The organism is Cohnella sp. GbtcB17 (genome assembly GCF_019091135.1).
In the GTDB taxonomy this organism is placed as follows: Bacteria; Bacillota; Bacilli; order Paenibacillales; family Paenibacillaceae; genus Cohnella.
In genome coordinates this window covers 119,605-143,272 of record NZ_JAGXJW010000015.1, presented here as the reverse complement: position 1 = coordinate 143,272, position 23,668 = coordinate 119,605, and the positions used below count along the sequence as shown (strand labels likewise).

The window sequence follows — 23,668 nt, the reverse complement described above, 5'->3', positions numbered from 1 at the left end:
TTTTCGCTTCGGCCTCGAAAGGCTTCAGCGTCCGTTTGTTTTAACGCTCGATGTTCAGTTTTCAAGGAGCAATCTCGTCTTCGCTTGTCCGCTTCGTTTCCGAGGCAGGAATTACATCATATCAAGTCCGGCTGCTTAGCGCAAGCGTAAATGTTTTCCAACTCTCTTAAGCTTCATTCGATTAAGAGCGTCAGGTGGAACGAATCGCCGGGCTGGATGATTATCATAACATCGACATCACCCAAACGCCACGATCAAATTTTGGTTATTTATAATCGCGATCAGGATGAAGCTTGATTTTTGTTTTGAACGGAACGCGGCGCATAGGCGCAAAGAAAGACGTGTACGCCTTCCGTGATAATACGTTTCGTTTGCTCCTCGTCCAATACCCCGGTTTTTCTCGGTTGATTAAATACCAATAAAAAGGTTAAAGCCGCGAAGTGCTTTGCAGCCATTTTAGGATCGCGCACATCGAGCAATCCGCTTTGTCCGAACGCTGTAAACCTACTGATTAACCCCTCTTCAGTAGCGTGATCCAGCCTTTCAAAAAACGAGTCCGGCAGATTGGCGGCTTCTACCATAACGAGACGGATCAAAGCAATGTAATCGGACGAACCATTCGCAGAAGCTACAATTTGTCCGCAAAATAAGATGAGCGCCTGCGCGAGATCCTCGAATTCCGATAGGTGGTCTGAAATCCCCTGCTCGATCATGTTCAGAACCGCCGAACTGGATTCTTCCACAACGGCAAGCAGCAGGTTCTGTTTGTCGCCATAATAATCATAAACGGTCCGTTTGGACACTCCCGCTTTAGCTGCGACTGCATCGACGCTGGAACGATCAAACCCATCTGTAAGGAACAGGTCTCGTGCCGCCGCAATAATTTTAGCTCGCTTGTCTGAAGAGCCTTTGCGGATTTTCTTGTTTTCTGTATGATCCACTCTTATGCTTCCCCCTTGTAAGTATACGACCGAAAATCAAATAGAGCCTTCCGCTTTACAAACTACACTGCACGGTGTAGTATAGCGAATATAGCATATCAAATCAATGATAAAGGAGGATACGCGACCTTGCCCGACGAAACGTCCGCCATCGTCTGATCGAACGAAGCGCCTCATTAAACATGGCATCCCGCGCCAAAGCCATTCAGCCTCGCTCGCTTGAAGTCGTCGATGATTTGGAGGCCGTTCACTATATCAAAGATACAGGCGTGCTGGATTTGCCTGTTCGTTATTATACCGCAGATGGCAGGCGTGTAGACAAGCCGGCTATTACCGTTGCAGTCAGCGCCGAACTTGAGACACCCTATCGTGATCCGGTCTGTTCATTTGCCGCTGGTTGGGGAAACGCACGAACATGAGCGATGGTATCTGGTCGATGTACGATTGAAAGAGTTAGATCGCGACCGTATCCATATCTGGACATCTTCGGGGGCGATGGCCGGAGTGACACCGCTGCCGAAATCCGATAAGTGGCAACTTCAGGCTACAATTCCGGCAGACATCGAAGAACCGGAGCAACCGTCGCTAGAGGCGTATCAACCGGGTTAACGTCCGAATGGTTGAATATTACTTGAACTTCATTTGTGGTGAAAACTTCGCGAAGGACTGATTCTATGGAAGAAGTTATTCGAACCGTTAACTTGACCAAGCAATATGGAAATAAAGTCATTGTCGATCGCGTATCGATTTCCGTTAAAAAAGGAGAAATCTATGGCTTTCTGGGGTTGAACGGCGCAGGAAAAACGACAACCATTCGAGCTCTTCTCGGAATGAGCAAGCCATCTTCCGGAGAAGTGTATTTGTTTGGTCAGCGCTGGGCGAACGGCAATCCCGATTTGTCGAGGCGAGTAGGTTATATGGTGGAAGTTCCTTATGCCTACCCTAACTTTACGGTGAGGGAAAACTTGAATTTGATGGCCAGGTTGCGAGGATTGCGGGTTCCGAGGGCAGTTGACGATATGATGGAGCAATTGAAATTGACCCCATATGCGAATAGTAAGGCAAAGGATTTGTCGCTTGGCAACGCGCAGAAGCTCGGATTGGCCAAAGCTTTAATTCATAAGCCAGACGTTCTGATTCTTGATGAGCCAACTAATGCACTTGATCCAGCCGGAATTGTCGAGATAAGAGAAATGCTGAAAGCTCTAGCTTCTCAACAAGGGGTTACCGTGTTTATATCAAGCCATATCCTTGAGGAAATATCCAAAATGGCTTCTCGAATCGGCATTATTCACAAAGGCGTACTGCTTGAAGAACTGACGGCAAAAGACTTTGAAACCATCCGGCGAAAGCAGTTGATGATCGGAACGAAGGATGTTCGGAAGGCGCAAGCCATTTTTTCTGACGCGGGGTATGCCGTACATCCGTCCGCGCATAACTGCCTTGCACTGCCCGATGATCATGCCGTGAAAAATCCCGAACATATTGCGAGATTGCTTGCCGATCATGAAGTGCCGCTGACCATGCTTAAAATCGAAGAAGAGAATTTGGAACATTATTTTCTTAAAGTAATCGGTGTTAAGGAGGGAAAACGGAATGAGACCCTTGTTGACGGCCTACAGCATTGAAGTTTACAAATTGAGACGATCCTTTGTTTTATGGGGCACGCTGGCGTTTATATTGTTTGTCATCACGTTGTTCCTGGGACAGCCCGATTGGACTTCTTTTTTTGAAAGGACTGCGTTTTTGTATGCATCCGTGTTTGGACTGCTGGGATTTGGATTGCTGACAAGCTGGACCTTTGGCCGTGAGTATGCTGATCGGACGCTCAAGGATTTGCTCGTTTTGCCTATATCGCGCGGGAAAATAGCGATTGCCAAATACGCCGCAGTTATATTCTGGTGTTTGGTTATGATGTTGATCAGCTTTGCTTACGCCCTAGTACTTGGTTTTGCTACTGGACTCCCTGGCTTTTCGTTTGCGATTGTCCAACATTATTTGTTCCTCATCCTTATCATTGGCTCCCTCCACCTCTTATTAAGCGCTCCTCTTGCCCTATTGGCCTGCATTTCTCGCGGTTATCTGGTGCCGATCGGCTTTGCTTTTACGACATTGATGCTGGCATTGGCGTTAGGGCCTACTGCCATCGGCACGTATCTGCCCTGGTCTGTTCCTGCTATGCATTTGAAGGAAAACGGCGTCGCCTTCTTTCCCTTGGCGGGCATCAGTTATATTCTCGTATTTTTAATAGGACTGGCAGGCTTCATCGGGACGATTAAATGGTTGCAAAACAGGGAGCAGCGGTGATTTGCCCGGTAAGTTAGAACTTAATGTTTAATTTCGTTAAATGTTGGCGGCCTCCCGATATGCGCAAAATTACAATAGTTATGCACATTCTCACGATCATCCATTGTTGTTATGGTATAGACGAAAGTGACAAACGGACCGCGAATGGCGGGAATAAGCGGAGGTGATTCGGTTCACGGGTGCCGCGCCTATCGGAAAAGCAACAGCCATGCGGGCACCGCTGGTTAGAACGCACGCATTTTTTGACTGATCATCTTCTTGCGCCAAGGAGGCCGCTCATGTCCACGCGTATTCAAATCGTGAAAAAGAGAACGTCAATCGCGCTGCTGCTCACGCTCCTGCTTGCTGTTGCGCAGCTATCGTTTCATCTGAGCAGCGCGTCTGCTTCTTACAACCTGGCTTTGGGCCGTTATGTATGGGCCAGCAGCGGAACCGGTCTGGCCAACGCCGTAGACGGTGGACAGAGTACGTTCTGGCAGCCGAATTACGGCGCGGCAGGCTGGATTACGGTCGATCTCGGCAGCGTCCAATCGGTCAATCAGATCGTCCTGAAGACGCCGACTTACGGCCACTTCGTCCAAGCGGTAACGATTCAGACCAGCAATTCGGCGGACGACAGCAGCTTTACGAATCAATCGACCAGCACCCATGCCTTTTACACGGGCAACAGCTATACGGCGACCATCAACCTGCCGAGCACCGTCAGCGCGCGCTACGTTCGCGTCAACCTGTCGCCGGTCAGCGGCGGCGGCACCGCGACCATACTCGGCGAGCTCGAAATATACGGACCGTGAAGGCGATCGCCGGCGTACTTCGCCCTATAAAGCCGGCGAACGGCGCTCCGTGAATCGCGATCGCGGCCGTAGCCGCATGAAGATAAGATAAGCAAAAGAAGAGCAGCCTACGGGTTGCTCTTCTTTAACGTAACCTTCATGAACCGCCCCTTATCTTAACGATGTCACGATCTGGCCGCATCTATTGCGTCTTCCCGTTCAGCCCATCCCCGATCCGCATCTGCCGATGCGATCAGGAATGCAGCATCCACGACGCGCGAAGCGTAGCCCCATTCGTTGTCGTACCAGACCAGCAGCTTCAACTCGTTTTCGTCCGTATGCAAGCTTAATCCGTCGATGATCGCCGAATGCGCGTTGCCTATGTAATCGGCGGATACGAGCGGAAGCTCGTTGTAGGCGACGATGCCCCGAAGCTCGCCTTCGGCGGCGCGAACGAAAACGTCGCGAATTTCCGCTGGCTCTGCTTTGGACCGCAGCCGAACGACAAGGTCCAGCAGCGATACGTCTTGCACCGGTACGCGGATGGATAAGCCGTTTATCCGGTCGGCAAGATGGGGCAATACGTTCTTTAACGCTTTTCTGACGCCTGTACTCGTGGGGATGATCGAATTCGCACAAGATCGCGCCCGTCGCAAATCCTTATGCGAATTATCCAAGTGATTCTGATCGTTTGTATACGCGTGAACAGTAGACATCCAGCCCTTTTCAATGCCGAACGCTTGATCCAGCACATGCAATACCGGTGCCAGACAGTTCGTCGTGCAAGAAGCGGCGGACAAGATGCGATGCCGTTCGGTATCATAGCCGCGTTCATTGACTCCCATCACCAATGTAAAATCCGCTTGATCCGCCGGGGCTGTGAGAAATACGCGGTTCGCACCTGCAGTTAGATGCTTGGAAGCGCCGATGCGGTTGTTAAAACGTCCGGTCGCGTCAATAGCCAGATCTACACCCAACGCGCGCCAAGGCAGTTTTTCCGGATCCCTCTCGGAGACGATCGCGATCTTCCGGCCATTGATCGTCAGCTCACCCTCATCGCTGACAATGTCCGCGTCCCAGACGCCATGCACGGTATCGTACTTCAGCAAATGTGCCAGCACTTCAACGGAACCTGTCGTATTGATCGCCACAAGGTCCGCGTGCTGCGGAGCATGATTCATTAAACTTCGAACAACAAGTCTACCGATTCTACCGGTTCCGCTAAGTCCGATTTTCATTCACTGTCCCTCCCTCCTTTATATAATACATCATAAATAAATCAAAAAGGCAATATATGATTCATTTTAATTTAATTAATACGCTTATAAAATGCAATAAAACCACTTATACACCCATTTAATGCGTCATATATATTAAATAGCAGAAATCCGCATCATAAAATTCTAAATGGGCCACGTCCCTTAAACCGTTACAGAAAACGGCTTCTTTTACGGTAAGCGCCAGGCTGCATGCCCGTATGCTTTTTGAACCATTTGCAAAAGTGATGCACGCTGCCGAACTTCATCCGCTCGGCGACCGCAGTGGAGCTGAGCCCCGTCTCCTCGAGAAGCTCCCGCGCCGCCGCCACTCTTACCTGGTTATGATAGTCGCGCGGAGATTGCCCGAAGCATTGCTTGAACAAGCGGGAGACGTAATCGTGGCTGAAGGGCAAACCGTCCGTCAGCCACTCGGTCCGATAGCTTTCCATCGTTTTGCGCTCCAGGTTTTCCTTGACGCGGACCATACGTTTATCCTGCGGCAGCGTCCGGGCGGGCTTGTCGACGACCCACCGCGCGACTCTGGCCAGCAGCTCGGTGAACAGCCCCCTTAACACCATGGCGCGCATCGTCCGATTTCCCCAATACTCCTCGACCAATCGCTCGAAGTATGGCAGCGGCCAAGCGCCCGTCTCCATCCTCGGGGGAAATGGAACGGGGACATCGGGGATTTTTTTATCGAAGCTGTCCCAATCGACGTTCCGAATCATGCGCAACACGTCTTCCATTCCGGCCTGTCGCTCATAGCCGAAGTGCAATCCGTACAACACAAGCGGCTCGTCGACGCCCGCTTGGAACCAATGCGGCTGACCGGGACCGTAAGTGAACAAGCAACCGGGATATACGCGGAAGGACTCGGCGCCGATTCGCGCGCTGCCTTTGCCGCTCTTCACGTAGAGCCACTGATAGTCCCCGATGATTCTCGGACCGAAGGATTCGCCAGGTGCGCCGATCCAGCTGTTCGCATAATGGACGGCCGGCTGCGCGTTTTCGATTACCTGTATAAACGCTTCCATCCGCATGCCCCTCCCTTGTATTCATTCCGGTAAATGACAATGTCGTCCGTTGCCATCTAAATGATTTTAGCGTTACGGGTGATATGATGGCAACAATACAAGAGGAGGAATGATACGCGATGAATCCCGTTTTGGACAATGAACGCAAACCCGTTTCCGGCACCTTCGCGGATGCCGGCCCGCTTCTCGGTAGGCCCGATCGATTGCGCGCGAGAGCGAACGATGACGGCCTGCTCTTCTTCAGAGGACTCCTCCCGCGCGCTCGTGTGCTCGAGGTTCGACGAAGCGTCCTGGACATTCTGGACAGCTTCGGGGTGATGGATCCGAGTTACCCGCTCATGGAAGGGATGGCCGATATTGAAGCCGTCAATCGCTATACGTCGGAAGAGCTGCAATGGAACGGCGTCGGCGTCACGCTTGAGATGTATCGCCGGATTCAGAAGCTCGAAGCTTTTCACGCCTTGGCCCATTCGCCCGAGATTCTGTCCGTCTTCACCGCTTTGTTCGAGGAAACGCCGTTTCCGCATCCGCGGAATATCGGCCGAATCATGCTTCCGCATCGCGACGCCAAAATCACGCCTTCGCATCAGGACTTTCTCCATATCCAGGGCGCGGCCAATACATGGACCTGCTGGATGCCTCTCGGCGACGTATCGAGAGAATTGGGCGGCCTGGCCGTGCTCAAAGGAAGCCATCAGGCCGGACTGCTCGGCGTGTCGAACAACCCCGGAGCCGGCGGGTTGGAGTCGATCCTGTGCGGTCTCGACTACGACTGGCAGACGATCGATTACGAGGCTGGAGATGTGCTCGTCTTCCACAGCCACACCGTTCACAAATCGATGTCGAACCAGATCCCCGGCCGAATTCGGCTATCGTGCGATTATCGCTACCAACCGGCAAGCGAGGTCATCGAACCCGCTTCGCTGAAGCCGCACGGTCCTTTTGAATGGGATGAGCTCTACGAAGGCTGGACCGACGAGAAGCTGAAGCATTACTGGGTAAACAAGCAATTTGAGTTTGCCGAATTCGACGATTCGATTCGCTGGCAAAAAGAAAAAATATGCTGAACGCAGAGAAGCTGCACGCCGGATTGTCGGCGTCGCAGCTTCTATTAGTTAAGTATGGGAAAGTCCTTACATTCGAATGCCATACAAGGAACCGCCGTCAACACGGTACCACGCGTCCATGCGATAGGGCTGCTCCGCCGGGCCCTCGAACCAATGCGCGCGGTACGCTATCGTTCCCGTGCCGTCAAACGAATATATCAGCCTGCCTTCCTGGGCGGCGTACAAATACGTCGTGCCGCCGACCTTATAAATGGCATAGCCGTCTGGCAGCCCTCTCGTTTCGTAATGGGATTGTCCGTCTCCTTCCCATTCATGGATGACCACGCCGTTCTTCCATTCATACGTGACCGGCGCCCCATCCGCGTTTAACGTATAAACGACGCCTTCGACGGATAACCCGCCCTTCACGACGACGCTTGCAGCTGCTGCAGCCTCGTAAACCTTGACTTGGCTTTTGTCGATGCGGCTGTAGAGCCATAACGCGTTATTCCCGGTTTGCTTCCATAAGATGCGATACGGGTCAAAATCCAGTATCGTACCGTCGAAGCTGTTAAGCAGCGTCTCCGGCTTGGGCACCGGACGATAGGCAGCCGTGACGATCGTGCCGCTTATCTTCCCGCTCTCGTTGCCTGCGGCATCGACGGCGACCAGCGAAAAAACGTAGGTCGATCCAGGGGACAATCGTTGCGCTTCATAGCTATCGGCAGTTCCGCTCAAGGTCGCGAGCGGCTGATTGTTCTGATAAAGCAAATACTTGGTTACGCCGCCTTCGTCGACAGCCTGCTGCCAGTGGAGGCCAACGCTTGAACGCGTCGCATGGGAAAACGTCAATACTTCCCCTTGGGGCCAAGTCGGCGCCTTGGTGTCGGTTGGTGCTTGCTGTTTTACGGTAAAGATCGTATCGCCCAACAAATAGTGGAGCTGCCCGTCGATCCAGCTGATGGCGCCGGCCTCTCCCGCGACACGAATCGTTTTGTTCATTTGAGGGTCGTAACGATATAATTGGCCTTCGCGCGCAACGATCAACGTACCCGAATGGCTCAAAGAATGAATGGCTGCTCCCGTATCGAAGTTCGTCGCTTGCGTTACCGTACCTTCCGGCGATTTCAAATAAAGCTGCCGTCCTTGTGCCGCGTCCTGTTTCCCGAAGGCAATCCAGCCCTCGTTCACTTCATAGTCTTCGTGCGGCGAGCGTCGTTCGCCATTCGTGCCGGCATCCACTTCAGTTACCGTTCCATCTGCGAATTGCATTAATCGACCGTCGTTTAAAGTGAACAAAATAGCGTTGCCGTCGGTCACGGGGCCGCGCGGCGCTCCCGGATACGTAAAGACGGTCGTCGAGCTGCCGCTTAACGGATCGTAGCGTAGTATGGCGTCGCTTTGCCCGGCGTTGCTGTTCGGCTCCAGCAGGAGCGCACCGCTTGGTTCCAGCTCAAAGTTCAGATCGTATGCGTATGGAATATCGCGGACCGTCCCCGCTGCGGTATCGATCCAATGAAGCGTTCCCGAGTCCGAGCACGCGATATAATTCCCTCTCGCCTGCCATACCGATCCCGACTCCACCGGCATCGACTGGAGCGTCTCTCCGTTCCACCAAAAAAGCTTCATTTCGTACCAGCCCGTGTCTATAAGAAAAGCAGCTCCGACAGGCGTAAGTTTAAAACCGTCCGATCGGTCGGTCGTAACGCCTTCCAACAGCTCGGTCTCGGCACCGCTCGTGCGATCCTTCACGATCAAGGAACCGCCGCGAAGCAGCAGCAGACGCGACGTGTCCGCATCGAGAATCTGCGCATCCGGTTCGCGTTCCTCCTCGACCAGCTCGGGGCTGGATTCGACATGGACGGTACGCTTCACGATGACCCGGCGATTGTCGTCGCCGTCCGGCAGCCTTCCATCCGAAATGGCGTATTGAATGTTCAGCGGCTTGCCGTCGTAACGCGTCACATCGAATACGCGATCGAATCGGCCCGCGCCCTGGTCGCTCTCGACGATATCCGGATATCGGAGATCCACGCCGATCTGCACCAAAAACGAAGGCTGAGCGAGGTCGTCTTCTGCTTCGGCAACGACATGCAGGCTGTTGCTGCGAATAACGGCATGATCGCTTGCAGGCTCCAAGCGCGTCACCACCGGAGGCTCGTCCGTATTGTCCGTCAAATTTGCCGATGTAGCGGCTTTAGCTTCCGGCGCTGCCCCAAAAGACAGCATGAGCGTCAATACGAGCGCCAAGCCCGTTACATACCAGAACCGTCGATACAATTCACTTCACTCCTTGTACGTTTTCATTAAACGTACCATAATCAGGAAAAAGTGAAATCACTCGCACGAACCATATCCTATACCACCAAATTCTACCTTAAAAAAAGACGCTTCCTTGTTTATTTGACGATTCCCGTGCCTTTCAGTTCGACCGTCACCCGGACATGAAACTGAACTTGGGGGTACAGCCGCTGCCATTCCTCCCACTCCGTCTTCGGCCGATGCCGCGTCGCGCGGTAACGCAAGCCGAATCCGACAGGATCGACCTTCGCTTCCTGAAGCTTCTTCAAAACTTCCGTGTATCGTTGTCGCTGGTTCTCGGCGAGACTGCGCTCAAGCGAGCGCCAATCCTGATCGAAAAGAGAGATCGAGGACTCTTCCACCTCCCCCATAATCTTAATATTCATCTCGACGGACGGATCGCCGCCGGCAGGCGTTAAAATGCGATACTTGAGCTTCATGCTGTCGACGTTTACGATAAACGGGTTCCCTTTGAGCTCTCCGCGTATGACGAAGCGCTGCAAATGACGGACGAGCTGGTTGAAAACGTCCGTATCCGTCGACTCCAGCTCGAGCTTTTTGTTTCCTTTTGCGAACACCGCGACTTTGTCGATATCGAACGTATCCCTTTCGGCCGTGATGACCGGCAGGAACGGATCCTTGCCTTCTGCCCTCATTCTGCGATAATAATCGAACCAATACGTCGTCACGATGTAAGGTGACTCGGTTCCTTCCCGCGTAAAGCTGAGAATCAACGCATTGCCGGGCAGCCGTTCGGACGGCGGCTTGACCCTGAGCACGGTGAGCGCATCAGGTACGCCGATCGCCATAAATGACACAGCCTGGATGTCTCTGCGTCGCGACATCCAGTCGAGCGAATGTGCCAGACCTTTTTCCGCGAACGTTTTTCCGAGCACGATGACTTTAGCATGGCCGAAGTCGAACTCCTTGTCCACCATCGATTTCATGCGCCTGACAGTCTCGGCGATGCTGTCTCCTTCCGCGGTGATGATCTGCCACCGCGAATCGCCGGGCTCCATCTTGGGCGAAGGAATCGCCAGCTTCAGCGATATTTTGTAGGCTTTTTGATCGCCCTTGTCGATGCCGATCTCGATGACAAAAAAACGTTTGTCGATATCTCTGAATCCGCAGCCGGACAATAGCATGCAGCCCGCCAGCAGAACGGCGGCCAGGCGTAATACGCGATTGGACAGTTTAAGCATGTTCCCGGTTCCGTCTCCGGCTGACGTGAAGCCAAGCGAGCACGGCCATCAGGGCGACGAGGGCGATCTCGGAACCCAATCGCAAATTCAGCCATATTTTCACGAAGTTGATCATCCCTTTGTCGTTCGATAGGACGCCGGTCCAAAAAGTGACGGCAGCGTTGACGCCGGCTATGCACCAGTACGTAACGATGCGGCTTCGCTTTTTCTTTGTGAGCCGGTCCGGCAGACAGCCGCAGATCAATTGAATGCCGATGTTCCAGCAGATGGTGACGAACAACAGCGAAAATCCGATGTAGATGAACAGAAACAAAAACACGACGCGCTCGATAAAGCCGTACTGCATGCGCAGCGTGTCGGCGGCGCTGATCCACGTATATAGATAGTCGCCGACGGCCGAGGTGCCGAGCAGTCCGATCGGGACGACGATCGAGGTGAACAGAACAAAGGCGCCGATCACCGGTACGAGCCACAGATGAGTAACTTTCAGTTCCTTGAAATACCGGTTGTATATCGCAAAATTGATATAGCCGCTGAACGGATAGGTCGCTGCCGCAAGCAGCGACCAGCTTGGCTTAACGAATACATAGTCGGTCATGATCTTGACCGAATCCCAGTCGAACAGCTTCTGCGAAAACGACTTGTACATAATAAACGCCACAATCGGCAAATTCACAAGTATGATGATCTCCGTGACGCTGATGATCGAGGAGGCTTTGCGCGTCGATGCCCAGCTGCAGATGCCGCAGAAGCAGATGAGCAGCAGCTGCGGGCTCGTCTCGGGACTTAAATACCGATTCGTAATAAAAGAAAACGCGATAATGATGATGGAGCCCGAGATGATCCACATGATGCCCATAAAAATGAGAATCGGCGTGCGGATCGGCAAGGGCATAAAGCCGGCGAAAATTTCGGGCAATCCTTTACCGGGAAACCGCCCGATCGATTTGGTGAACGTCACTGCGAGCGCGGTGCCGATGCCGACCGCGGCGATCAGCGCCATAATCGCCCCATCGAAGCGCTGCGCAAGCAGAATGCGGGGCACGAAAAAGATCGTGTTGATCAGCATGCAGATCAGATAAAAATAAAAATAGTAGCGAGTCAATCCGTATCACTGTCCTTATAGCCCGCCACGGCCGGCTCGCCGATAAACAAGCGAAAATAGGGCTGGCCGAAATTTTCGAGGTTCGTCGTATACAGAGCGAGCGCGAACATCCCGGATACGAGCCCCGCAAGACCGAACAAGGAGGCCAGGAGCACGAGCGGATATTTGGCGATCCTTACGGCGAAGCTCATCGTGTTGATCGGCACGACAAAGTTCGAGATCGCAACGGCGGACGTAATGATAATCATGATGCTGCTGACGAGGCCGGCCATCTGTGCCGCTTGACCGAGGATCAGCCCGCCGACCGTGGTCGCGGTCGAACCGATGTAGCTGGGCAGACGAAGACTCGCCTCAACGAGCGCTTCAATGAGGAACAGCATGATCAGAACCTCGATGAACGATGGATACGGGACGGCCGCCCGGCTTCCCGCCACGGACAACGCGAATTGAACGCGAAATATTTGCGGGTTGTAGGAGACGACGGCGACATACAATCCCGGCAGCGTAATGGTGATCAATAGCGCCACATAACGCATCAGGATGAGCGCACGCGAAACGATAAACGATTGATACATATCGTCCATGGCCGACAGAAAATCGTAAAAAACGACCGGCGCGATGAGCGAGTAAGGCGTGCCGTCCAGCAAAATGACGATTTTTCCTTGCGCAAGGTTATAAACAACGCGGTCGGGGCGCTCAGTGACGAGCATCGTCGGCAGCCACCGCAATTTGGTGTCCGTGATCAGCGCCTCGAGCTGGCCGGTGGACATCACCGTTTCCGCTTTTATCGCGTCCAGCATGTCGCTTAGTCTGCGAAGAATATCAGGATTGACCTTCTCCTTGTCGTACAGCATATAGGCTTTCGTTCGGGACACGCTGCCCAATTGGCGTTTTTCCGCCACGAGCGTCGGATAGGGATATCTCTTGCGAGTGATCAGCAAATTCGTATCCGTATCCTCGCTGTAGCCGGATTGCGGCCCTTGAAGCGTCATTTCCGAGGAGGTTTCGAGCGGCTGGTTGTTGATCGTTTTCGCAGCGTCCAGACTGAAGCAGTCGGTGCCGACACGGATAAGGACAAAGCCCTTCAAGAGGTCGTCCATCGGATCGGCATCCTCCACCAGCTTCTCGCAGGACAATGCTGCGCTTAGCGTATCGCAGTAATCGGTCGTCGCTTCGGCATGCTGGAACGGATGCGCGACCTCTTTTTTGATGACCGTCTTATCGGACAAGGAAGAAAAGTAACAGAGTTCGATTTGAAAACGTCCGTTGTCCAGCGTTTCGCACTGGAAATCGGCGGAAGCCTTCAATTTTTCAAGGGTCTCTTTAATCAACGGCGCTGCTCCTCATCGATCCAGACATCGTACCGGCGGTTCTTGGAAACCTCCGCGGTGCTTCTTAGTACAATGCCCCAGTTCCTTCCTTTCTATTACGGTTGTATAAAGGCATCAAAATAAGTTGCAAAAAGATAAGAAAAGGTTGCAAATTCCGCTAGGAATGGAGTTAAACACCCGTTTATAATAGAGCTTACGTCTGCTTGAAACGGATAACCTTCAAGTGCGGCAACAACAGGCAGGAGGCAGAAAAGAAGTGCAGCTGGCAAAACGTATTTTACACCTGGCGCTACCATCCATCGCTACGTTTTCATCGATGACCTTTACGGGCTTGCTCGTTTTGATGATTGTCGGCAAGCTGGGAGCGGCCGCGATCGCGGTCGTGGGCGTGACCAACATTCTTATCTACAACATGTGGGCGCTGTGCGCCGGCATACAGAACGCGATCAACTATCTGGTCGCGCAAAACTACGGTTCCGGCGAGATGCGGCTCGCCAATCAGCGGATGCAAATCGCGCTGGCGCTGACCGGCGTACTCGCCGTCATCCTGCTGGCGGGCAGCCTGCTCGCCCCCGAGCTTATCTTGCGCGCGATGGGACTGAACGACGAGATCGTCGCACTTGGCGCCGACTATGTCATGATTCGCATGATCGCGCTGATTTTCGGCATTTTCAGCGGCGCGTTCTTCGCCTATCTACGGGCGATCGGCGACACCAAGACGCCGATGACGATCGCGCTGATCAACAGCGGTCTGGTCGTCGTGCTGACGTACGTGCTGGCTTACGGCAAATACGGCTTTCCGGATCTTGGACTGCAGGGCGCCGCTTGGAGCGTATTGATCGCGGAGATCGTCACGGCTGCAATGTGTCTGTGGGTGTACTACGGCTACTTGAACGCCACGCTGCTGACCCGCACCTTCGAGCGATTCGAAGGGAAGCAGGTCAAACTGATGATATTCGAGAGCGCGAAGCTCAGCATGATGGAAATGTCCAACAGCCTGGGCATGCTCGTATTTACGATGTGCATCTCTCGCCTGGGAACGGTCGCCATCGCGGCGAACGAGATCGCCTTGAACATTTTGTCGTTCGGGTTCATGCCCTCGAACGGCTTCGGCGCGGCGGCGACGATCGGCACCGGACAAGAGATCGGGAAAGGACAGCACGCGGAGGCGAAGCGATTCGGTCTGATGACTGTCCTGCTGGGCATCCTCCTGATGGTGCTCATCTCGATCCTGATGTTCGTCTTCGCCTTGCCGATCGCCAAGCTGTATACGCCGGAGCGGGCCGTCTTCATGGCCGTCGTGCCGCTCATTCATCTTGCGGCATTTATCCAATTGTTCAATACGACGGGCATTATTTTCGGCGGAGGGCTGCGCGGCATCGGCGATACGACGTATTTGTCCCGTGTGGCGTTCGTTCTGAATTGGATCATCTTCATTCCTTGTACGCTGCTGCTGACGGTCGTGCTGGACTATGGTCAGGTGGGCGCCTGGATCGCGCTGTGCAGCAACATGGTGCTGGCCGCGCTGGCCAACGGCTGGCGATACGTCAAGCTGGACTGGAGCAAAGCCCGCGTCAAGTCGGGGAAGGCGTCGGCGCCCGCGATGATGTCGCATTGATTGCAAGCAAAAAGGACGGCGCCGCGGCGCCGTCCTTTTTGCTTGCAAGGTTTCGTTGCGGAGAACTGCGTTGTCCGCCAAAGGAAGCGCCTATCGGGCAGAGCGCCTCATAGCCTCGGTCCGCTCGAATCCGTATTGCTCGTATAACCCATGTGCATCCCGCGTGCCTAGCCCCATGTGGACCCCCTGCAGACTCGGATGCGCAACCAATGCGCGCATCAGATTTTTTCCGATCCCTTTTCCCCGCTCTCCCGGATCTACGATCACATCGCATACCCAAGCGAACGTGGCATAATCCGTAATGATTCGCATGAAGCCCGCTTGTCTGTCCGAACCTTCCTCATAGGCGCCGATGCACATCGATTGCTCGATGCTCCGTTCGATTTGTCCGCTGCTGCGCTCGTTGGCCCAGTACGAATCCGCTAACCAGTTCAGGATGCGGTCCATTTGAAGCAGTGTCTTATCGTCGCTAAATCTGTACCCGTCCATGCTGCAGTCCATCGTTGACACTCCCATCTGATCCTCTAATTTCGGCGATAATTTAATATTCATTTGAAGTATAATAAGGAGACACACGACATGTCTTCCATTAAATCGATTGTCTGTACGGGTACAGATTAGGAGTGAACGCATAGATGATGTCGCGTCAGGACGATCATCAACGAAAGTTTGAGTTCGTCGTCGACGAGCTTGTCAGGCAATCCAAAGACGGCCGATTAAAACCGGGTGATAAGCTTCCGTCCATCCGCAAGCTTACCGAAACGTATGGCTGCAGCAAAAACACGATTTTACGGGCCTATGCGGAATTAGAACGCCGTCATCTGGTTTACGCCGTTCCGAAAAGCGGCTATTTTTTGCTCGATTCCACCGCTTCCCCCTCCTCGCCGGCACCGGTTGGACTGCCGATCGATATGCGATCCGCGTCGCCCGAGGGAGACTGGATGCCGTACTTGGACGTACAGCAATGTTTAACGCAGGCGATCGAGCGCTATCGGGACGATTTATTCGCTTATGGCGATACGCAGGGGTTATTAACGCTTCGCTCCACCCTCTCCCGTCATTTTGCCGATGATCAAGTGTTTGCGAAAGCGGAGGACATTTTTGTCGTGTCCGGGTCCCATCAGGCGCTCAGCTTGCTGGTCGAAATGCCGTTTCCGAACGGGAAAACGAATGTTCTCCTTGAGCAGCCGACCTATTTCGGAGCGATGCAGGCAGCCGGGGTAAAGGGAATAACGATGATCGGGATCGAACGCGCATGGGATGGAATCAATCTGGAGGAATTGGAACGGCATTTTCAGCATAACAACATCAAATGCTTTTATACGGTGTCCCGGTTTCACAATCCGCTCGGCTGCTCCTATTCGAAGGAACAGAAGCAGGCGATCGTCAAGCTGGCGGCCAAATACGACGTTTACGTGATCGAAGACGATTATTTGGCCGATCTGGATCCCGACGGAAAAGCGGATCCGATGTTTGCTTATGATCGGGAAGCGCATGTGATCTATGTCAAAAGCTTTTCGAAGGTCATGCTGCCCGGACTTCGGTTAGGCGCCGTTGCGCTGCCGAAAAAGCTCGCCGCCGCTTTTCACAGGTACAAGCAAGCGGCGGATTTGTTCACGCCGGCGTTGTCGCAAGGCGCGCTCGAACTCTATATCGCAAGCGGCATGTTCGCGAGTCATACGAAGCGATTGCGCAAGCTCTATTCGGCACGAATGTCGGCGTTGCAATCCGCTTGCAGGCGCTCGCTCCCGGCGGACGCGGCCATACAAGTACCGGAGAGCGGCGTGTTTGCTGCGCTCGCGCTGCCTGAGCAGGTGTCCGCTTCGAGGCTTTGCGAGCGGCTCGAAGCCGAAGGGGTATTGACGATGAACGTCGACCGGCTTCTGCTGCCGGCTTTCCGACACGATCGGATGATCCGACTGAGCGTCATGCGGGCCAACGAGCAAGCGATCGACGCCGGCATCAAGGCGATCGCCCAGGAAATGCAAAAACTGCGGATCGCTAAGCCGACAAACTATACTTTCCGCGAGCAACGCATTTGATTGCTGGAAAAGGCAAAAGGAATCCGACTCACGGCCGGATTCTTTTGGCTGTCCCTACGAAAGCTTTAAATGATTGCCCGGTCGCTCCGACTTCTAACGCCCCTGCTGCATCTCGTACAGCTTGACGGCCAGATGAAGCTGCAGTCGGTCGTTCACCTTTTCCGGATCGAGCCCGAGCAGCTCGTACGTGCGTTCGATCCGGTAGGCAACCGTGTTGTAGTGCGAAAATAGCGCTTCCGCCGTCAGCTTGCCGTTTTCGTTGTGCTGCAGGTAGCATTGCAGCGTTTTGAGCAGCTGCGTATTGTGCTTGCTGTCGTAGTCGACGATTGGCTTGACGTTACGGTCGAGATATTCCTTGACCTGCTCGGACGCCGGCAGCAAATAAAGCAGTTGATAGACGCCAAGCTGGTCGTACCGGATATGGGCGTCGCGAATGCCGCAGATCGAGCTGATAAAATGAATTTTGCGCGCTTGCTCGCAGCTGCGCCTTACCTCGTCCGCTGCGTCGACAGGATCGCCGATGCAAAAGGAAACGTCCGCCTTGGCGTCCAGTCCAAGCAGGTGCGTCAGCCGATACAGACATTTCTCGAGCTGTCGGTCCAGATGCTCCGCCGTCTCATGGGAGAGGAGAAGCGCCATATGTCCGTCGAGCTGCGTGGCCCAGATGCCGTCCCGCTCCGTGCCGAACCGGCGGAACTGCTTGATCGCCTTGGTCAGCAGCTTCGGATTCGCATGGCTATCGGACAGCCTGACGTATACCGCGCTGTACGCGCCGTTGCGGGCGATCCGGCATCCGCAGGCGTCCGCCCTTGCCTCGATGTCCTGAAGGGCGACGATGCGCCCGGTTAGCCAGTCCTGCAAAAACTGATCGACGTACTTGGACTCGACCTCCCGCCTCGCATGAAGATTGGCCAGCTCCAGGCTGACCAGCACGCCGATGCGATCCAGCGTCAGCTTGTCCGCGTCGTCCAGCTCCCGGTTCCACTCGAGCAGCAGCAGGCTGCACGCATTGCCCTTGCCGTCTTCGTTCGAGATGTATACGCGAATGCGCCGGTCGCCCACAGTCATCAAGCTGACGCCAAGCTCGATGTCGTGGCAGAGCCTGGCCCACTCGTCTGACTCCTCGTTTCCCGGGAAGAGCGAACTAGCCGACGGCGAAAAATAAAGCTGATTGGCGTCGTCCATCAATACGACCGGGTTCGACAGCGTCTCATCCAGCTCACCGAGAAATTCCTCGATGCCTCCCCCGTGCAGCAGCTTCTTGGACAGCTTCTGATATCTGAATTGAAGCAGCGTCAAATGTCTCGCTTCCTGGACGAGCACCCGCTCCATGACCTCGCGGACGACGTCGGAGAAGGAAGTCGGGAGCGGCAGCTCGATAAGCGGAATGTCGTATTGATCGGCCATCTCCAGCACGGACGGGGGGATCTCCTCGATATATCTTCGCGTCTTGATGCCTAACGCGGCTACGCCTCGTTCAGCGAGCTGCGGGATCATCTCCGCGATGCGGTCCGGATTGTCGCGAAAAGGAAAGCCGCTCGTCACGAGAAACTCGCCGGGCCGCACCCAATCGATCACGTCGGGCACTTCCATGACGTTGACCCGATTGACCGCCCGATCCATCCCCTTATGGCCCGCGCGGACGGTCGCGCCTTGCAGATTCGGAATGAGCAGCAGATCGCGGCAGGTGAAGGCCAACGTGTCGTTAATCATGATCCGAGCTTATCGGTATAGACGTCTTCGACGAGGTGCGTATTGAAGTAGGCGTTCTTGGGCGCGTCGGCCTCCACGGGCAGGAAAACGCTGATCTGCTCGCTCGGCGAATCGCCGGCGCATGCGACGGAATGGACGACGCCGGCCGGTACGTGGAAAGTATCCCCCGCTTTGTACAGCGTCCAGGTCCCGTCGCGCAGCAGCTTGACCTCGCCTGCCGTAATATGAATGATTTCGGCGACGTCGTGATAGTGAGGCAGGACGGCTCCCCCGACGCCGATTTTCTCCCACAGCACCGAGCTGACCCTTACGCCGAGTTCGTCCGCCTGCGCGGCATTCACGATCTCCCGATGATACAGATGCCAGTGATTGGGCATCAGTCCCCATTCCATGTCGGCTCCGACGACGACTTTTGTTTCCTCCGCTTTGATCATGCTGTCGCGCTCCTTTTATAGGTCTAGTTATTTTTCAGCAATTGTACGTTCCGCCAGCTCCCGGCAAAGGTCACGTCCTCCGCATCCGCCGCCGCGTATCCTTCGCATACGAACCCAGGCACCTCGGTGCCGTCGGCCAGCTCGACCTTGCCGATGCCAAGCGGTGCGGGGATGAGCGCCGCGAATCGGCCAAACGCTGCAAGCGGCATCTCCCATATTTCCAGCTCGATCGCGGAGCCGCCCTTCTCCTGCTTGACCAGCCCCGGCTTGGCCGGAGATGTCGGCAGACGGTATAGCTTGTATTTGGAAGCCGTCTTCGCTTCCTTGACGAATGCGGCGCCATGCGCCTTCATTTGCGGTTCCAGCGGATAACCTCTCATATGAAGCCCGCATACGGCAACGAACGTCGTCGTCATCGGCTGCTCCTCGGAGCCTCTATACGAGCGCGGACTTGATTCCCCGGAAGGATCGGCCCAGCGGATCGCCAGCTCCGCCAGCATGTCTTCGCCGCCCGACACCGCAAACAAAGTAATGCCGAACGGCACGTCCGGCGCCGCTTCTCCCGCCGGAACGGCAATGGCGCACAAATCGAGCAGGTTGCAGTGATTCGTCCACCGCCCCATGTCGCTATTCGTCCGAATCGGATCGGCCCGGACCTCGTCGCGTGACCACGTGCCGCCGGCCGTGGGCAGCAGGAGCGCTGCGTCTTCGAGCAGCTTGGCCGCTTCATGCTTCAAGGCTTGAATCCGGTGCATGGCCGAAAAGACCGAAGCCGCATCGTGCCGGTCCCCGGAGCCGGAGCGCAGCACCTGCTCCGTCACGGGGAACGCCGCGCCGGGATGGGCATCGATGAACGCGCCCAACGCCGACCAGCGCTCGGCGACCCACGGCCCGTCGTAAAGTACGGCGGCCGCCTCCGCGAACAACGCGTAATCGATCGTTTGAACCTCGATGCCCAGCTGTGCCGCTTTCCGCTCCGCCTGACGCCAAGCCGCTTCGTACCGGGAGGCGTAGGGGCCGAAAAAAGGCCAATCGCCGCCAGGGAGCAGCAAGCGCTTCGGCAGCTCCGGCGAACGCCGAACGACCGTACGTGTCCAAGGATCCGCAGCATCCGGTCCGCGCGCGACCCCGTCGACGCGCATCGCGTCCTCCAGCTCGTGCGCAAACACGGTCACGCAGTCCAGACTCCGGCAAGCGGGCACGACGCCTCGCGTCGGCCAGGATCCGAGGCTCGGCTTCAAGCCGATCAAGCCGTTCAGGGCGGCGGGCACGCGTCCCGAGCCCGCGGTATCGGTGCCGAGCGCGAAGACCGCATGGCCCCTTGCGACGGCGACAGCCGAGCCGGAGCTGGAGCCGCCGCTGATCAGTTCGGGCTTCAGCGCGTTGTGCGTCTCGCCGTAAGGGCTTCGCGTGCCGACGAGCCCGGTCGCGAATTGGTCCAGGTTCGTCTTGCCGAGCGGGATCGCGCCCGCTTCGATCAGCCGCTGAACGACGGCGGCGTGCGCATCCGGCGTATAGGCGAATGCGGGACAGCCCGCCGTCGTGGGGACGTTCGCCAGGTCGATATTATCTTTAATGGCAAAAGGGATGCCCCACAGGGGCGCCGAGCGGTCCATCGTTTCCAACCGCTTCAGATAGGGCTCGATCGTATCCGCATCCGGCGGCGCGATCCAGATGTTCATGTGTTCATCGACGACGGATCGGCGGATCATCTCCGCCACGACATCGCGCGGCGCAAGCTTCGAAGCCGCGTATTGCTCCCGCAGCCAGGACGTGGTCATTCGAAGGGGGAATTGTGCAGCAGTCATCTTCGGCTTCTCCTCCTTGGCGCTTGACGGCTGCGCCTGTACCGTACCTGCAAATTTTCTTGAACTACTACGTATTGGTGCGACGGAAAATGACGGCTACCGGTCCGCCGCCCGCCGGACCTTGATGCTCCGCGCCTCCGGAGACGTAGATCATCGGGTCGCCTACGATCGAAGCCAGCACGGCGCCGACGGCCGCCCGCGCATGACGCGTATGGTTAATGTCCGAATCGTTAAGCATCGTATGCCTGCGTCCGCGGATGAGACTCGTCGGATCGGCCTCGGCCTTCGCCAGCACCTGCACGACCTCCGCTCCCGGATGGTCGGCAAGCATCGCGAGCAGCGGCTTCGCATCGATCGCGTCGGCCATGACGCCGTGGCTCATGAACAGATCGCCGCTCGCCTGCGCCGAGTTGCCGAAGACGATCACCTCGCAGTAGGCAAGCTCGCTGCCCGCCGAGGTGGACGCGACTTCGCTGAATTTGTCCCACGAGTGGCAGACGTCGTCGTCGGCGATCTCTTCGCGGACGATCTCCCCGAGCGCGACGGCGGCGCCGAGCGCGGACGCGCCGCGGGAGTAGCCCATCGACTTGTATGTATCGTCGACCGCGACTTCGGCTCCCCGGGCTCTGGCCTCCGCGATGTCCGCATCTGTAAGCAACGGGCATTTGGTCTGCACGAAATGCACGTCGGAGGCCGCTTCGATCCGCGCCTCCGCCATAGCCCGGGTTACGGCCGCCGACACTTCCTCGACTTGGGCCGAGCGTCCGAGCTCCTCCGGAAGGAAGCGTCGGGTATGCGCGACGCCGACCGCAAGCGACTTCAAGCCAGGATCAGCCGGCCCTCCCTCTGCTTCGGATCGGCTGATGACCGTGAAGTGTGGCGCAAGCACGCCTTCCGTGCCGCCAGACATAATAAAGGAGATTCGCTCCGCCGCTTCCGCGCCGATTAGACCGGCGAAGAAGCCGCGAAGCGTTTGAACCGCGTACCCTCTCGTAAAATCGTTGACGCAGCCGTTGCCTTCCGTTTTGCCCAACACCGCGATCACCTGAGAAGGATGAATCGAGCCTGCTTCGATATGCGCCCGCAGCGATGCCGTATCGCTGGGAGACGCTGCCGGGACGCGTACGACCGAGATCCTCATACTTCATCCACCTTCTGCCAGAAAATGACTCTTTTTTCGACCGAAGCAATGATTCCGAACAAGATCAGCCCCGCGACCGCGGCCGCGGCGATCGCCGAGAACATGACCGGCGTGTCTAAATGATAGGAAGACAACAGCACCAAGTAACCGAGCCCCTTGTTCGAACCGACGAACTCGCCGACGATGGCGCCCACGATCGCGAGCGAGCTGGAGATTTTGAGCGCGGACAGCACATAGGGAAGGCTGGTCGGCAGCCGCAGCTTCCAGAAGATCTCCGCCTTTGTTCCTTTATAAGCCGAGAACAGCTCCCAAGCTTCGTGCTCGACCGCCTTCAAGCCCTTTACGCTGTTTACGAGTATCGGAAAAAAGCAAATGATCATGGAAGCGGCCACTTTCGACCAATAGCCGGTGCCCAGCCAAATGACGAGAAGCGGCGCCAGCGCGACGACCGGCGTCGTCTTGAGCGCGATGGCCAGCGGGAAGATCCCCTTCTCGGCCGGACGGGAATGCACGAACAGAATCGCCGTCAAAAATCCAAGCACATTGGCGAGCAGGAAGCCGAGCACCGCCTCGTACAACGTCACGCCCATGTTGCGCAGCAGCTCGCCGTCGACGACCCCGGCGATGTCCGATGGCGCGGGGAGCAAGTAAAGCGGGATATCGAAAATACGTACGACGGCCTCCCAGATCAAGATCAGGCCCACGGCAAATGCGATCGGATAAAGAATGTCCTTGAATTTGGCCGTCATAGCGCCTTCACCTGCTTTCGAATTTCCCTGACCGTGCTCAGGAATGCCGGGAGCTCCTGCATCTCGGCTTCCCGCGGGTGGGCGAGCGGCACCTGCACGATGTCGCTGACGTTGGCCGGGCGCGGCGACATCATGACGATCCGGTCGGACATGAGCACGGATTCCTGAATCGAGTGCGTGACCATGACGACCGTGTTCAACTTGGTGTCCGGGTTCGCCCATAGACGGAGAAGCTCGATATTGAGCTTCTCGCGCGTGAATTCGTCCAGCGCGCCGATCGGTGCGACCATCAACAGAATCGTCGGGTACGCCGCCAGCGCCCTGGCGATGGCGATACGCTGCTGCATCCCGCCGCTCAGCTGCTGCGGGTAATGGTTGCGGAAGTCCGCCAGCCCGACGAGCTCCAGCGTCCACTCCGCCCGCTCGCGGCGTTCGGCCTTCGATTGCTTGGCGCGCTGCGGACCGATGTTCAGCGGCAGCTCGATGTTCTGGATCGCGGTTTGCCACGGCATAAGCACCGGTTTTTGAAAAACGATGCCGATCTCCTCCCGGGGCACATGAAGCGTGATCCCGCCGCCTTGATCCGGCTGCAGCAAGCCGAGGATCAGCCGAAGGAGCGACGACTTGCCGCAGCCGCTCGGACCGAGGATGGATATGAACTCGCCGCTTCGGACGTCGAGCGACACCTCGTTTAAGACGCGTACGCTGCCGAACGTCAGCGAGCAATTTTGGATGGAAATGGCGCTGGTTTGGAGGTGGGCGTCGGAGCTTGCGCCGGCACCGCCTCCGACGTCAAAGGCTGCGCCGGCGGCGCGTTCTCTGACGGATCCTGCTAGGCTACTGATGGCCGCCATCGGCGATCCC

Annotated in this window: 21 protein-coding genes; 7 read left to right on the top strand and 14 right to left on the bottom strand. The window is 55.9% G+C overall.

Features of this window, described 5'->3' with window-relative positions; genetic code table 11:
• Positions 1-281 precede the first annotated feature (281 nt).
• Positions 282-941, bottom strand: coding sequence for a TetR/AcrR family transcriptional regulator (locus KVT38_RS10710; RefSeq protein WP_217593702.1), 660 nt, complete (start codon positions 939-941; stop codon positions 282-284).
• Between the two features lie 182 nt (positions 942-1,123).
• Between KVT38_RS10710 and KVT38_RS34715 the strand changes: the two genes are divergently transcribed.
• From KVT38_RS34715 to KVT38_RS10690, 4 genes are all read left to right on the top strand, one after another.
• Positions 1,124-1,360, top strand: coding sequence for a hypothetical protein (locus KVT38_RS34715; RefSeq protein WP_254639135.1), 237 nt, complete (start codon positions 1,124-1,126; stop codon positions 1,358-1,360).
• 255 nt (positions 1,361-1,615) lie between these two features.
• Complete coding sequence (locus KVT38_RS10700) at positions 1,616-2,569, top strand: ABC transporter ATP-binding protein (RefSeq protein WP_217593701.1); 954 nt, start codon at positions 1,616-1,618, stop codon at positions 2,567-2,569.
• Complete coding sequence (locus tag KVT38_RS10695; protein ID WP_217593700.1) at positions 2,538-3,248, top strand: ABC transporter permease; 711 nt, start codon at positions 2,538-2,540, stop codon at positions 3,246-3,248. Before KVT38_RS10700 ends, KVT38_RS10695 begins: the two co-directional genes overlap by 32 nt.
• A 278-nt stretch (positions 3,249-3,526) precedes the next feature.
• Positions 3,527-4,042, top strand: a complete 516-nt coding sequence (locus tag KVT38_RS10690; RefSeq protein ID WP_217593699.1) for a discoidin domain-containing protein — start codon at positions 3,527-3,529, stop codon at positions 4,040-4,042.
• Positions 4,043-4,206: 164 nt separating this feature from the next.
• On the opposite strand, the gene gap is transcribed toward KVT38_RS10690, so the two are convergent.
• Positions 4,207-5,259, bottom strand: coding sequence for a type I glyceraldehyde-3-phosphate dehydrogenase (gap, locus tag KVT38_RS10685; RefSeq protein WP_217593698.1), 1,053 nt, complete (start codon positions 5,257-5,259; stop codon positions 4,207-4,209).
• A gap of 191 nt (positions 5,260-5,450) precedes the next feature.
• Complete coding sequence (locus KVT38_RS10680; protein ID WP_217593697.1) at positions 5,451-6,314, bottom strand: helix-turn-helix domain-containing protein; 864 nt, start codon at positions 6,312-6,314, stop codon at positions 5,451-5,453.
• Between the two features lie 119 nt (positions 6,315-6,433).
• Here KVT38_RS10680 and KVT38_RS10675 point away from each other — a divergent pair, with 119 nt between their 5' ends.
• Complete coding sequence (locus KVT38_RS10675; protein ID WP_217593696.1) at positions 6,434-7,381, top strand: phytanoyl-CoA dioxygenase family protein; 948 nt, start codon at positions 6,434-6,436, stop codon at positions 7,379-7,381.
• A 66-nt stretch (positions 7,382-7,447) separates the two neighbouring features.
• Here the strand turns inward: KVT38_RS10675 and KVT38_RS10670 are convergent, their stop codons facing one another.
• From KVT38_RS10670 to KVT38_RS10655, 4 genes are all read right to left on the bottom strand, one after another.
• Positions 7,448-9,640 (bottom strand): fibronectin type III domain-containing protein, encoded by a 2,193-nt coding sequence (locus KVT38_RS10670; protein ID WP_217593695.1) that lies wholly within the window; start codon positions 9,638-9,640, stop codon positions 7,448-7,450.
• A 119-nt stretch (positions 9,641-9,759) separates the two neighbouring features.
• Positions 9,760-10,863: a Ger(x)C family spore germination protein gene (locus KVT38_RS10665; RefSeq protein ID WP_217593694.1), complete on the bottom strand. Its 1,104-nt coding sequence runs from the start codon at positions 10,861-10,863 to the stop codon at positions 9,760-9,762.
• Entirely contained in the window at positions 10,856-11,968 is a 1,113-nt protein-coding gene (locus tag KVT38_RS10660) for an SLC5/6 family protein (protein ID WP_217593693.1), read from the bottom strand. The genes KVT38_RS10665 and KVT38_RS10660 overlap by 8 nt, the downstream gene beginning before the upstream one ends.
• Positions 11,965-13,299, bottom strand: a complete 1,335-nt coding sequence (locus KVT38_RS10655) for a spore germination protein (RefSeq protein ID WP_217593692.1) — start codon at positions 13,297-13,299, stop codon at positions 11,965-11,967. Before KVT38_RS10655 ends, KVT38_RS10660 begins: the two co-directional genes overlap by 4 nt.
• Positions 13,300-13,555: 256 nt before the next feature.
• On the opposite strand from KVT38_RS10655, the gene KVT38_RS10650 reads away from it, so the two are divergent.
• The gene (locus KVT38_RS10650; RefSeq protein WP_217593691.1) at positions 13,556-14,917 is read left to right on the top strand and encodes an MATE family efflux transporter; all 1,362 of its coding nucleotides are present in this window, start codon (positions 13,556-13,558) and stop codon (positions 14,915-14,917) included.
• A gap of 90 nt (positions 14,918-15,007) precedes the next feature.
• On the opposite strand, the gene KVT38_RS10645 is transcribed toward KVT38_RS10650, so the two are convergent.
• On the bottom strand, positions 15,008-15,418 hold the full coding sequence (locus KVT38_RS10645) for a GNAT family N-acetyltransferase (RefSeq protein ID WP_217593690.1): 411 nt from the start codon (positions 15,416-15,418) through the stop codon (positions 15,008-15,010).
• A gap of 134 nt (positions 15,419-15,552) precedes the next feature.
• Between KVT38_RS10645 and KVT38_RS10640 the strand changes: the two genes are divergently transcribed.
• A complete protein-coding gene (locus tag KVT38_RS10640) occupies positions 15,553-16,959 on the top strand; it encodes an aminotransferase-like domain-containing protein (RefSeq protein WP_254639134.1) in 1,407 nt (468 codons plus the stop codon).
• A 93-nt stretch (positions 16,960-17,052) separates the two neighbouring features.
• On the opposite strand, the gene KVT38_RS10635 is transcribed toward KVT38_RS10640, so the two are convergent.
• The 6 genes from KVT38_RS10635 to KVT38_RS10610 form a co-directional block, all read right to left on the bottom strand.
• Positions 17,053-18,672: a PucR family transcriptional regulator gene (locus tag KVT38_RS10635; RefSeq protein ID WP_217593689.1), complete on the bottom strand. Its 1,620-nt coding sequence runs from the start codon at positions 18,670-18,672 to the stop codon at positions 17,053-17,055.
• Positions 18,669-19,106 carry a cupin domain-containing protein gene (locus KVT38_RS10630; protein ID WP_217593688.1) on the bottom strand — a complete coding sequence of 146 codons (438 nt, stop codon included), beginning with the start codon at positions 19,104-19,106 and terminating at the stop codon, positions 18,669-18,671. Before KVT38_RS10630 ends, KVT38_RS10635 begins: the two co-directional genes overlap by 4 nt.
• A 23-nt stretch (positions 19,107-19,129) precedes the next feature.
• Positions 19,130-20,914, bottom strand: a complete 1,785-nt coding sequence (gene atzF / locus KVT38_RS10625) for an allophanate hydrolase (RefSeq protein ID WP_217593687.1) — start codon at positions 20,912-20,914, stop codon at positions 19,130-19,132.
• A 67-nt stretch (positions 20,915-20,981) separates the two neighbouring features.
• On the bottom strand, positions 20,982-22,055 hold the full coding sequence (gene atzD / locus KVT38_RS10620) for a cyanuric acid amidohydrolase (protein ID WP_217593686.1): 1,074 nt from the start codon (positions 22,053-22,055) through the stop codon (positions 20,982-20,984).
• Complete coding sequence (locus tag KVT38_RS10615; RefSeq protein ID WP_217593685.1) at positions 22,052-22,804, bottom strand: ABC transporter permease; 753 nt, start codon at positions 22,802-22,804, stop codon at positions 22,052-22,054. The genes atzD and KVT38_RS10615 overlap by 4 nt, the downstream gene beginning before the upstream one ends.
• Entirely contained in the window at positions 22,801-23,658 is an 858-nt protein-coding gene (locus KVT38_RS10610; protein WP_217593684.1) for an ABC transporter ATP-binding protein, read from the bottom strand. The genes KVT38_RS10615 and KVT38_RS10610 overlap by 4 nt, the downstream gene beginning before the upstream one ends.
• Between the last annotated feature and the right edge of the window lie 10 nt (positions 23,659-23,668).

Coding starts and splice junctions, on each gene's coding strand:
- KVT38_RS10675 (WP_217593696.1), top strand. CDS start 6,434: ATGAATCCCGTTTTGGACAATGAACGCAAACCCGTTTCCGGCACCTTC.
- KVT38_RS10630 (WP_217593688.1), bottom strand. CDS start 19,106: ATGATCAAAGCGGAGGAAACAAAAGTCGTCGTCGGAGCCGACATGGAA.
- KVT38_RS10610 (WP_217593684.1), bottom strand. CDS start 23,658: ATGGCGGCCATCAGTAGCCTAGCAGGATCCGTCAGAGAACGCGCCGCC.
- atzD (WP_217593686.1), bottom strand. CDS start 22,055: ATGAGGATCTCGGTCGTACGCGTCCCGGCAGCGTCTCCCAGCGATACG.
- KVT38_RS10635 (WP_217593689.1), bottom strand. CDS start 18,672: ATGATTAACGACACGTTGGCCTTCACCTGCCGCGATCTGCTGCTCATT.
- KVT38_RS10695 (WP_217593700.1), top strand. CDS start 2,538: ATGAGACCCTTGTTGACGGCCTACAGCATTGAAGTTTACAAATTGAGA.
- KVT38_RS10665 (WP_217593694.1), bottom strand. CDS start 10,863: ATGCTTAAACTGTCCAATCGCGTATTACGCCTGGCCGCCGTTCTGCTG.
- KVT38_RS10690 (WP_217593699.1), top strand. CDS start 3,527: ATGTCCACGCGTATTCAAATCGTGAAAAAGAGAACGTCAATCGCGCTG.
- KVT38_RS10640 (WP_254639134.1), top strand. CDS start 15,553: ATGATGTCGCGTCAGGACGATCATCAACGAAAGTTTGAGTTCGTCGTC.
- KVT38_RS10700 (WP_217593701.1), top strand. CDS start 1,616: ATGGAAGAAGTTATTCGAACCGTTAACTTGACCAAGCAATATGGAAAT.
- KVT38_RS10645 (WP_217593690.1), bottom strand. CDS start 15,418: ATGGACTGCAGCATGGACGGGTACAGATTTAGCGACGATAAGACACTG.
- KVT38_RS10615 (WP_217593685.1), bottom strand. CDS start 22,804: ATGACGGCCAAATTCAAGGACATTCTTTATCCGATCGCATTTGCCGTG.
- gap (WP_217593698.1), bottom strand. CDS start 5,259: ATGAAAATCGGACTTAGCGGAACCGGTAGAATCGGTAGACTTGTTGTT.
- atzF (WP_217593687.1), bottom strand. CDS start 20,914: ATGACTGCTGCACAATTCCCCCTTCGAATGACCACGTCCTGGCTGCGG.
- KVT38_RS34715 (WP_254639135.1), top strand. CDS start 1,124: ATGGCATCCCGCGCCAAAGCCATTCAGCCTCGCTCGCTTGAAGTCGTC.
- KVT38_RS10680 (WP_217593697.1), bottom strand. CDS start 6,314: ATGGAAGCGTTTATACAGGTAATCGAAAACGCGCAGCCGGCCGTCCAT.